The organism is Candidatus Endomicrobium procryptotermitis (assembly GCA_031279415.1).
Lineage (GTDB): Bacteria > Elusimicrobiota > Endomicrobiia > Endomicrobiales > Endomicrobiaceae > Endomicrobium_B > Endomicrobium_B procryptotermitis.
In genome coordinates this window covers 37,047-48,210 of sequence record JAITIP010000028.1, presented here as the reverse complement: position 1 = coordinate 48,210, position 11,164 = coordinate 37,047, and the positions used below count along the sequence as shown (strand labels likewise).

Here is an 11,164-nt window from a genome sequence, read left to right as displayed (position 1 = left end):
CTTCCTTTTTCACTTTTACCCTTCCTTCTCCTTATACCTACTATAAATACTATAAACATCAACAGCTCCTTCCCTCCTCCTCCACACCACATCTTACCTCTCCCTCCCTTCTCCACACCACATATCATTATACCCTCCCCTTGTTAATTTTTTGTTACCCCATTGTAAAATTTATGTGAACTTTTTTATACTATTTTCGTGACTCTAAATAATCTTTTCCGTTAGGGTCAAAGTTGATAATTAAAGCCAAAAGGACTAATTTTAAGCGAAATATCTGAAATAACTGGCATTAATGAAAGAATTATTAAACGATGGCGTAAAGCAAAAAAAGAATTAGGGTTAAAAGGTCTTGTGCCTTTAAGTAAATGTCCTAAGCGATTAGCTCAGTCAACTTTTTAACAAACAATATATCCTGTAAAAAATAGCCTTTAACTTAAATGGGGATATATCTCCTTTACCCTAACAATTTATTTTTGCATATCATACGACACTATTACAGCTGCGTATATGCAAGACGCTCCAGCATATTTTAATATTTTTGAGATTTCGCTTAAAGTTGCACCGGATGCAGTTACATCATCGACAATACATATTCTCTCTCCGCCTTTTAAAGATGCCGTAAAGGAATTTTTTATTTCCTTATATCTTTCTTTTTCTGGAAGAGTTTTGAGTTCTTTTATTACTTTAATTTTTTGAAGAAGTTTTTCGTTTAAAAATTTACCGAGTTTTTGAGATAAAATCCGCGCAATTTTCATTGAAAAATTTATTCTTTGCAAATTATTTGATGGAACAAAAACAAAAAAATCAAACCCATCCAAAAAATCTTTATTGAGTATTATTTTTTCACATAATATATCCACATATTTATTAAATACATCCTTTTTTGTCTTAAAATCCCGCATAAACATATGGAATTTATCCATATCGCAATAATTTACGGCAAAAATTAATTTATCCAAATTATTAATCTTCATATTGTTTTGCGTATTTTTCCAAAGAATCTTCCAGTAAAGGCATGCTTATTTGAAATTTTGAAGATATTGCATATACAGAATTTGTAAGTGATATGCGACTTAAAGTTCTCTTTCAACCGCTTTCATGCATGCCGCAGTTATGTCAAGCGTATTTTCATCGGGAGCTTTAAAATCAATATTATTGAATTTAAAAAACTTTAATAAATTCTTTTGTAAGCTTATCTAATGAACCAGTTGATAAAATTTTCAACTGCTGCTCTGTTTGTGATATTAAAAATTATATTCGGCGTTTTCAAATAAAGGATAAGAAGTGTCTTTTTGTGAAACTATCGGATTTTTTGTTTTCCACGAAATATTTAAGAAGGGATCATTGTAAAGAATTCCTCTTTCATGTTCGGGATTATAAATTTCCGTGCAAAAATATTCAAACTCGGCGCTCTCGGAAAGTACTTCAAATCCATGCGCAAAACCTTCTGGAATAAATACCATGTTTAAACTTTGCGAATCAAGCTCTATTCCCACCCATTTTCCGAAATATTGAGAATTTTTTCTCAAATCTACCGCTACGTCAAATATTTTTCCACAAACTGCACGCACAAATTTTCCCTGAGCGTGAGGATTAAGCTGATAGTGAAGTCCTCTTAAAACACCCTTTGACGATTTTGAAAGATTGATTTGTCTTATATGTCTTCTGATTCCGGCGTCTTTAAAAGCTGATTCTTGAAACAATTCCCCTAAAAAACCTCTTTCGTCTTCAAATTTTTTAGGCTCAATCACAAATACGTCAGGAATATCAAGTTTTCTAAAGATGAATGGCATTTATTTTTCCTATCTCAAAAGATTTTTTTTGGCTTCATAATATTCGCCGGAAGCTATAGCGTATCTTCCTTCGCGTCCTTTAACCAAAGCTTCTCCCCTTCTTACTTTAAAAACGATGCTGGGATATTTTTCATGAAAAGTCACTCTCGTGTCACTTCCGAAAGTTGCCAAAGCATAATCTGCAAGCCACACTTTTATTATGGGATTTCTACTTCTCGATTCTACTTTTGAAATTTCTATTTCTTTGGACACAGGATGTTTTAAAATCAGAATTTCCTGATTTTTTTCAAGAGTAACCGAAGCCATATTAAAAATTCTAATTTCTGCCGTACCGCCCAAAGCGAGTATTTTCGATCCGTATATCAACTCTGGAATTTTGTTGATATCTCTGTATATGACAATTTCTCCATCGGGAGTCTTTATCTGTATTGAGTTTGTAATTTTTGTGATTTTAATCAGATTAGTGGAATAAACATCGGATATAACAAAAAAAACGGCAAATAAAACTAAAAGAATTCTTTTCATGGTTATTCCCCTTATTTATCCAGATGTACTTCAATATTGTGTGAACCTTTTTCAAAAGCGGAAATCAAATTTCCAAAAATTTCTTTCCCGTCGACAATAATTTTTTTTGCTTCAGTATTTTTCTTAAGATTTTTATTAAAAAAATTTATATGGTAATGTGCGCCTCTGAACTTTATGCTTAATGAGCATTCGGCAAAGTCTTTGTTTGCGGGAAGATGCGGATCTATTCTTAAACCGTCAAGTTCTCCTCTGACACCGAAAAAAAAGTTTTGAAACAAATATCTTGTCCATGCCGCCGAACCGGTAAGTATCGGATATTCTCCTCTTCCGGCAATATTCGGATTATCCGAAGAAACGTAATATTCAGGTATCCACGGTCCACTTCTGAATATTTCGTGTTTGTGATTGAGTGGATTGATTCCGGAAAATATTTTATAAGCGTCTTCCGCCCTATTTCTTTTTAACATAGCCCATATGAAAAATAAATTCGCATGACAGAAAATAGCGTTATTTTCCTTTGTCCCCGCGGCAAAACCTGTAATTCTTCCTATCGCTTTGTCGAATTTCAAATAAGGAGGATAATTCAATTTTAAAGCTCCTTCTTTTTTATCATAAAGATATTTTAAAACCGAATCTATCACTTTGTCGGTCGATTTAATTTTATCCGCTCCGCCCGACACAAGCGACCAAGTCTGTGGCATAAGCATTATTTCAAAATCGTCAGAAGAAGGATTCTTTTTTGATAAAGCGTTTTTCTTAAATATAGTATCAACGGCTTTTCCGTCATCAAAAATATACCCGCTGTAATAGCTGCCGTTCCATGCCTTTTTATTGGCATTTGCAATCGAAAGCCTCGCTTTGTTTCTCAAATCTTTTAATATGTCGTCAACTTTTATTTTAATTTTCTTACCGCTGATTTTACCGTTTACTTTATTGAGATAAGCTGACAATTTTCTAAAACGCTCCTTTGCCGGTATGTCAGCAGGAGTTTTCCATTTATCTATAAGCATAGCAAGCTCTTCAAAAACTTCAATTTCAGCGATATTCTTATATTTTGTGGCTTTTTCAAGCAAATCAGCGACTTCATTGCAGTTTAAAGCCATACCGAAGGTAAAAGTTATATTTTCTCCCTTTACCTGATCTACAGCGTCATTCCAGTCTGCCCTTTTTTGCTTGAGAAGATTATTGTTTCCTACGTCATAAAACATCGTAAGCATTTGCACCAGAAGATGTTCGATAACAGTTCCTTTATAAATTGAACCACTGGAGGTTTTCTGATTTCCTATAGCACCTGCTTTCCAGTTAAAATCTTTGACTTCGCCTCTGCTTCTGTAAGCGTCTTTAAAATACGCTATTTCAGAACGAAACAGGAAATCATAGTCTCCGAGAAAATTTACGAGTATCATAACTGTTTGTACCGTCCAGTAAGGATGATCGCACCATAATCCGTTTATTTCATCACTGCCAAACTCTTTTGTTCTTGCAAAAAATCTTGTAGCATTTGTTCCGTCAATGCGGATCCCCTCAAGAGTTTTCATCGTTCTCTCTTCAAGTCCTTTGGGATCGACAACTGTAGCTGCCATCATGTCTTGCCAAAAATCTCTCCAGCCAGAAAAGTCAGAACCGTAATCCGTCTGCGGATGTCCCGTATTGCCAAACCAGTATCTCATTGACAACTGGTAGCACCACCATTTATTCCATGAAACATTAAAATTGTTGTTTCCCGTAGTTATGACAACTCTCGATGTCCTTTCACGCCAAAACGCATTTAATCTCTCAAAAGCTTTTTGTACACCTGCATAATCATATTTTTTTAGAATTTTTTTTGCACCTTTACTTCCGTCAAAAGCAATGCCGTTAACTATTATGAATTTTTCAGATTTGCCTGTGGGAATCAAAACATTTTTAAATTCAATTGCCCCTACGGCTTCTTTTCCATAGCATTGAGCTTTCGGCACTTCATTGCCAAGAACAGCCTGAGGTTTAAGCCACATATTATTCGCACCGAGAAAAGTTTCCCTGTCCGAATAAAACCTGTTTCCTTTTTTGCCCTTTTGCGTCTGCGCTCCCATAAAATAACAGATATCACTTGAATCCGTAAAACCTTCAACCCACTCAAGACCCGGAAGAATTTCAATATGGTCGGTTATCTTGCTTTTATTGTAAAGCCTTACGACGTCTCTGTGGTATTCTGCATAAGCCCTGTTTCCAGCAAATATAGGCACGGTAGGAATAAAATCAACTGTTTGTGTTTTACTAGAATTGTTTTTAATTTCTACTAACCATATTTCGGTCATTTCATCGATCGGCACAAATATTGTAGCTGACACAGAAAGTTTGTTTTTTTTTGATTTTCCGCCGAAACGCGCATATCCCAATCCCATTTCGTATTTAGGTTCCTCGGTTTCAGTAACTGTTAAATCGTAATTATTTACAAGCCAAGGCTTTTCGCCGTGAGGTCTTACCCACAAAAATCTTGCCTGCCCTTTCGGAAAATTTGGACCGTCAAATTCTCCGAACATTTTCGTATAATCAAAACCGCTAAAACCTCTTAAGAAATTATCACAAATTGAAAAATAATGCGGACCGTTGGCAAGCATATGAATAAGAGGCTGAGGCAGTTTTCTTGAATCGTTTACGGTCAACTCTCCAAAATCATTGTAACTCCAAATTTTTGACATCCCAAGCTCCCGATTAATTTTAAATTTTTACCAAAATTCCGCTTCAATAATAACTACTCTGTTTTGCTGCTTACTTTCTTCCATCTTTTCTTTAGAATGGTGGGACGATATTCCTATTGATGTAACTTCTATTTTATCCTTGTCTATACCGTTTCTTATCAGTGCACTTCTTACGTTTTCAGCTCTTTGTATCGAAATCTTATTGCAATTTTCTTCGTAACCCGCTTCGGAAATGTCTTCATGTCCTTCAATCGTTATCGAATAATCTTCATAAGTCAGAATCTTTGCGGCAAAATGGTCGATTTTATTTCTTGCTTCCTTTGAAAGAAAAGATTTTCCATGTTCAAAAAATTCTATATCCGTTCTTATTTCTTCTGGAATATGGCTTGTCGCGACAAATAAAGAAGTAACCAAAATTTCTTTGCTCGACAACATATCTTTATTTTTTTCGTGAATATAAGCTCCGTCAAGATAATCCCCATGGTTTTGAAGTTTTGAGCAACAAGCCGAAAAAAACAATGACGACAATAGTACAAGGAATATTTTATATTTTCTCTTCATATAATATATCGGATTATATAATTTTTTACCTGATACTTTCAAGATAACGCTTTAGGCAGTTTCTTTTTTTAAAATAATATAATTTCTGAAATAAAGTGCAGAATCAGCTGCAACCAAAAGAAGATTAAATATGTAAAAAGCTACGACATAATCAAAATTATATAAGATTTTATACAAAATCCCACTTAAATAACCGACTATAACTATTATTAAAAACCAAATACTTTTACCTTTATTGCTGCGTGAAATGTAAGATTTATATATGGAAAAAGGCCATGCACTTCCAAAACATAACATCATAACTGCTTCAAATATGCTCATTTTTATTCTCCGAATTATATTTTTTTATTGAATTTCCAGCCAAATAGCCCGTTGAAAACGCAGCCTGCAAATTAAAGCCTCCTGTAGGTGCATCAATATCGATAACTTCTCCGCAAAAATAAAGCCCTTTAACGATTTTAGACTGCATAGTTTTTTGATCTATTTCATCGGTCAAGACTCCGCCCCTGGTAATAATCGCTTCTTTTACGTCCCTCAAGGATAAAATCTCAAAACTGAAACAGACAAGACAATTCAGTATCTTTTTTCTTTCATATCTGTTAATCTGCGAACATTTTTTTGTCATAGACAAACCGCAATATTTGATAAAAGGTTTTATAATCTGTACGGGAAGAAGTTCTTTGAACATATCTTTCAACTGATACTGACCGAATTTATCCAGTTCTCTGATAAGCCTTTGATTTATCTGATCTTTATCAAGTGCCGGCTTTAAATTTAAAGACAAGAATAATTTTGGATTACTTGTTATATCGCTTATAATGCCACTCAAAGTAAGTATTATCGGTCCATCAGCTCCGAAAGCAGTGAACTCCATTTCTCCGAACTCTTTTGCTTCAATCGTGTCTCCATTGATAAGCGAAACTTCAACGTTTTTAAGTTTTAAACCTTTTAATTCTTTTAAATAGTCGGATTTTAAATTCACCGGCACTAAAGCCGCAGCAGGTTTTGAAATCGTATGACCAAAAGATTCGGCGATTTTGTATCCGTCGCCTGTTGAACCTGTAGACGGATAAGTGATTCCCCCGCAGGCAACAATTACGTTATTTGTAAAAATTTTATCGTTTATAATAAATAGGTTTTCTTTTTTAGTGACAGATTTGACTTCAAAAGATGTGATTATCGATGAGCTTTTTTTAACGTATTTTATCAATGCATTCACTATATCCGAAGCTTTATTGCTTATGGGAAAATATCTTCCTCCTCTCTCAAGTTTACAGGCAACTCCTAAACTCTCAAAAAAAGATATTGTGTCTTCATTTGAAAAAGTTCTAAAAGCCGAATATAGAAATTTTCCGTTTTTAAAATATTTAACAAAATCTTTTATGGCAGCGCTGTTTGTTAAATTACATTTTCCTTTTCCCGTAATCGAAAGTTTTATTCCTGGACGTGATTTTTTCTCTAAAACAATGGATTTTAGTCCGCTTTCTCCAGCGCGGCCAGCGGCCGTCATTCCAGAGGCTCCTGCTCCTATAATTACAACATCATAAATTTCAGACATTTTGTTTTAAACGGAGAGAAATATCGAAAAGAAGCTGTTCTATTTTTATGTTTAAAGCATTAATATCGTTTAAATCGTTTATAAAAATCATATCTGCAATTTTCGCACATTTTGTAAGCTGTTGTCCAGTTCCTTCGTTTTGTGATTCTCTTTTTTCAAATTCGATAAACTTTTCAAAAGTTTCTGGATCACCCGTACGTTTTCTTTTACGCATTCTTTCAAAACGTATGTTTTTTGGAGCATCAACATTTATTAAAATAAAATCTTTTCTTTTCCTTAGTTCATTTACCTCGTCGGGATGTCTTATTGAAGTTATACAATAATTCTTGTCTTCCATTTTCTCCAAAACTTTTTTTGCAAGAATCCCATTTCCATTTTGCGCTCTGAGATTTGTTCCAAAAACGATAAGATTTTCCCGGGTAGATTCAATATTCTCATCTTTCATTATTTCTCTGATAATCTCGGATAAAGAATAATGTCCGAAACCGTGTTTTTGTACTATATAATCCGCTACGGTATCTTTTCCGGAGCAATATGAGCCGGTTAAACCTATTATCATTATTGTATTTCCTCTGCAAGCTGCTGCGCAAAATCTTGTAAAGCTTCATTTGCATACCTGAAAGAATTCTTGCTTACCATATTGTATTTTTTAACTTTGAGCTGTTCATCGTAAACACTTATTGCAAAATTAAGACTATCTCCTCTTCTTATAACGCTGCAGATTATAACCTTTTTCACTTTGGTGAATTTAAAAATATTATTTATGTCGCCATTTTTGAGAAAAACATTTCCTGAATATATGCTTTTAACTTTTTCAGCTTCTAAAGGTGAAAAAGCCCCCGTTTCAAATAACTGTTTTCTCAACATTTGTGAATATACATTGAGTTCATGCAAAGGAAGTCTCGGAGAAATGAAATTGACTACCGCAACTTCTTCCATATTTTTTCTTACCGGCCGTACCGGTTGAGCTTCAGTTTCTTCCACATATTCATAATCGGAAAATATTTTTCCATAAATTATCTCATCGGTTTGCATAGGCTGTGCGTAACCTTGAACATGAACATGCGACTGAGACAACTCCTGAGAAATCCTTTGCTCTCTTTCTTTCTTTTTTTCTTCTTTATTTTTACGTGCGGCCTCTCTATCAAATTCTCTTCCGAACATCATGCCGATAGAAACGCGGTGAACATCTCCGAGATTTCCGTAAGGAGAAAAAGCATAATCGAAAATATAATCCATGTATTTTAATCCGAAACCAGTGTTTATGCGGGAAAAACCGTCAATATCTTTTTGCCTGCCGTCATATCCAGCTCTCAATGCTATATTGGTATTCTGTATTATATTTATCTGATATTCTGCTCCGAACGAAGGAAAAATATCATTGTCATTAGGAAAATTTAAATCAATGGTTACAAGAAGTTTTTTAAAAAATATCCTTGATATCCCAGATTTTACGACAAAAGGAAGAACTTCACTTTCTTCATTGTATTTCAAATTTGTTCCTACATTCTGCATAACAATTGCAAATGACGTCATATTATCGTTTAATGTAAATACTGCTCCGGCATCGATTGCGAAAGCACTAGCCGAATTGTCTATCTTTGAATAAATGTATTTCAAATTTGCCCCATAATCAAGAGCGCCAGCATTTTTGAAATTATAATATCTCGCATAAGATAATGACACTGCCAAATCATAAGTGGAAAAATCCGAAATAGATTGCGCGTCTATTCCTCTGCCATCTATATTTCCCGAAGACATATACTGTACGGCAGCTCCGAAAGAACCATAAAGAGTAGGAATGGCATATGAGAGCCATCCATAAGAAATGCCTTCAAGCCCGGATAAATACATCAGCGAAACATCTTGTCTATTTATTGGCGCCAAACCCGCAGGATTCCAATAAATCATATCGGAACCGGCCTCGGTTACGGCTGAAAAAGCGTTACCCATACCCGCCGCTCTCGCCCCTGCGCCGTATTTCAAAAACGGCACGGCAGTAGTTCCCACTGAAGTTGCAGCATAAGAAAAAATCGGAAAAGATACAAAAATAAGAGAAAAGATAATTTTTTTTATCATTGCCATTAAAACAGCTCCATTCTATTTTTATCAAATAAAATATTTAAAATGTTTTATTCACATATAAAAACAATGTACAGACACAAATAAAAAAGAACTTTATTTTAAAAAAATATTTTAACGATAATGCATTGAGCTGATGATATCTTTTTTTTATAAAATTAATTTTTTGCTTAATAAACAGAGGTAAATAATTTTTATCTGTTATACTCGGCAATTAACTATTATACAAAATAATTCATTTGTTTTATACATTTTTTATTAATTAAGACAGGAAAAATTTAGAAACCAGAAAACCGAGCAGCAACAAAAACAAGTACAAATGCTATAGCTTTTTGAATTGATTCGTATTAATTATATAAAAACAGCGGCATTAGACTAAGCCGCTGTTTAATATTTTTTATTGCGGGGGCAGGATTTGAACCTGCGGCCTTCAGGTTATGAGCCTGACGAGCTACCGGACTGCTCCACCCCGCGATTTATAGAATTATACCAGCATTTTTATATTTTGTCAAACTATAATCGATTGTTCATGGTAGCAACTTTTATAAAATCATTTGTGATATACTCAATTTCCGACGGAGAGTATAAGAAGTCAATTCTTCCATTTGACATATTTTTGGTTGTATGTCAGTCAGGATATTTGCATAAGATTGCTGTGGTGTATTCTATCTGCCAATAAAATGGCATATTATTTTTTATACATCAGATTATATTTTTCATTAACGGAAAATATGCAGCAATTTTCAAATATTTGCCTTGTTTCTCGGATATTTTCCAGTTTGACCGTTTTTTCAAAATTTTGTATTCTTAGTAAATTATGAAAGATAAATATGACGTCTATACAGATTGCGTTTATTTTCCTCTTGACCGTCCGTGCATATACCAGAAAAATAATGATATGATCTGCGACGAATGTAAAAAGTATGAGAAATTGTCATCTCAAAGCAAAGAGAAAAAAATATTAATCATAAAACTCGGCGCTATGGGAGATGTTTTAAGAACTACGTTTATGCTCGAAGGGTTAAAAGAAGTTTATCCAGAAAGCAAAATTTCATGGATTGTAGATAAAAATAATTCGCAGGTACTCGAAAATAACAAATATATAGACGATATAATAATCAATGATGAAAAAATTAATAAATTTCTTGCGATAAGCTTTTTTGATATCGTCATAAATCTTGACTTGGCTGCGGAAAGCCTTACTCTTGCAAAGCTTTCATGCAACCATGCAATTTTCGGTTATGTTTTGGATAATAACAGAAATATTGTCTGTTCAAATGAAGCTGCCGAAAAATGGTTAAAAATGAGCGCTTACGACAAATTAAAAAAAGACAATATCTTCACATATCAACATTGGATGGCTCAAATAACAAAAATTCCCAAAGACGATTACGAAATAGTCGTCGAACTTAAAGAGTCGTCCATTAAAAAATCCAAAAAATTTATAAAAGAAAATGATATTAAACTCGAGAAAAAAATCATCGGAATAAATCCCGGAGCTGGTAAAAGATGGAGAATGAAAAAATGGCATACCTCCGGATTTATCTCTATAGCAAAACATTTTTCGTCAAAAGGATACATAATTCTACTTTTAGGTGGAAAAGATGACGAAGAAGAAATAAATTCTATTTTGAATGAAAATATTAAAAATGTTTATTCGACCGGCATAAATAACACAGTTGCAGATTTTTTTGCGATGATAAATTTATGCGATATAATTGTTTGCGGGGACACAATGGCCTTACATGCTGCGGCGGGACTTAAAAAGAATATAGTTGCAATATTCGGTCCTACTTCGCTTGCTGAAATTGAAGTTTACGGACGAGGCATAAAGCTTCAATCAAAAAAATCCTGTATATGCTGTTATAGGCATGAATGTGAATTCGACGAAAATTGTATGGATTTAATCTCTGACGGAGAAGTTATAGAAGCGGTTGAAAAATATTTATAAAGGATTAATCTAT

Annotated in this window: 10 protein-coding genes and 1 tRNA gene; 1 reads left to right on the top strand and 10 read right to left on the bottom strand. The window is 33.9% G+C overall.

Going from position 1 to position 11,164, the window contains the following annotated elements:
- Positions 1-467: 467 nt before the first annotated feature.
- The 10 genes from LBD46_05665 to LBD46_05620 form a co-directional block, all read right to left on the bottom strand.
- Positions 468-974: a hypothetical protein gene (locus LBD46_05665; protein MDR2426648.1), complete on the bottom strand. Its 507-nt coding sequence runs from the start codon at positions 972-974 to the stop codon at positions 468-470.
- Between the two features lie 270 nt (positions 975-1,244).
- The gene (rfbC, locus tag LBD46_05660) at positions 1,245-1,793 is read right to left on the bottom strand and encodes a dTDP-4-dehydrorhamnose 3,5-epimerase (GenBank protein MDR2426647.1); all 549 of its coding nucleotides are present in this window, start codon (positions 1,791-1,793) and stop codon (positions 1,245-1,247) included.
- A gap of 9 nt (positions 1,794-1,802) precedes the next feature.
- The gene (locus LBD46_05655; protein MDR2426646.1) at positions 1,803-2,318 is read right to left on the bottom strand and encodes a hypothetical protein; all 516 of its coding nucleotides are present in this window, start codon (positions 2,316-2,318) and stop codon (positions 1,803-1,805) included.
- Positions 2,319-2,329: 11 nt separating this feature from the next.
- Positions 2,330-4,999 carry a hypothetical protein gene (locus tag LBD46_05650; protein ID MDR2426645.1) on the bottom strand — a complete coding sequence of 890 codons (2,670 nt, stop codon included), beginning with the start codon at positions 4,997-4,999 and terminating at the stop codon, positions 2,330-2,332.
- A 27-nt stretch (positions 5,000-5,026) separates the two neighbouring features.
- Entirely contained in the window at positions 5,027-5,560 is a 534-nt protein-coding gene (locus LBD46_05645) for an OmpA family protein (GenBank protein ID MDR2426644.1), read from the bottom strand.
- A gap of 51 nt (positions 5,561-5,611) precedes the next feature.
- On the bottom strand, positions 5,612-5,881 hold the full coding sequence (locus tag LBD46_05640; protein ID MDR2426643.1) for a hypothetical protein: 270 nt from the start codon (positions 5,879-5,881) through the stop codon (positions 5,612-5,614).
- Positions 5,868-7,118: an NAD(P)/FAD-dependent oxidoreductase gene (locus LBD46_05635; protein ID MDR2426642.1), complete on the bottom strand. Its 1,251-nt coding sequence runs from the start codon at positions 7,116-7,118 to the stop codon at positions 5,868-5,870. Before LBD46_05635 ends, LBD46_05640 begins: the two co-directional genes overlap by 14 nt.
- Positions 7,111-7,677, bottom strand: a complete 567-nt coding sequence (locus tag LBD46_05630; GenBank protein MDR2426641.1) for a dephospho-CoA kinase — start codon at positions 7,675-7,677, stop codon at positions 7,111-7,113. The genes LBD46_05635 and LBD46_05630 overlap by 8 nt, the downstream gene beginning before the upstream one ends.
- Positions 7,677-9,203, bottom strand: coding sequence for a PorV/PorQ family protein (locus LBD46_05625; protein ID MDR2426640.1), 1,527 nt, complete (start codon positions 9,201-9,203; stop codon positions 7,677-7,679). The genes LBD46_05630 and LBD46_05625 overlap by 1 nt, the downstream gene beginning before the upstream one ends.
- A 397-nt stretch (positions 9,204-9,600) precedes the next feature.
- Positions 9,601-9,674 (bottom strand) — tRNA-Met (locus LBD46_05620).
- Between the two features lie 343 nt (positions 9,675-10,017).
- Between LBD46_05620 and LBD46_05615 the strand changes: the two genes are divergently transcribed.
- Positions 10,018-11,151 carry a glycosyltransferase family 9 protein gene (locus tag LBD46_05615; protein MDR2426639.1) on the top strand — a complete coding sequence of 378 codons (1,134 nt, stop codon included), beginning with the start codon at positions 10,018-10,020 and terminating at the stop codon, positions 11,149-11,151.
- Positions 11,152-11,164 lie beyond the last annotated feature (13 nt).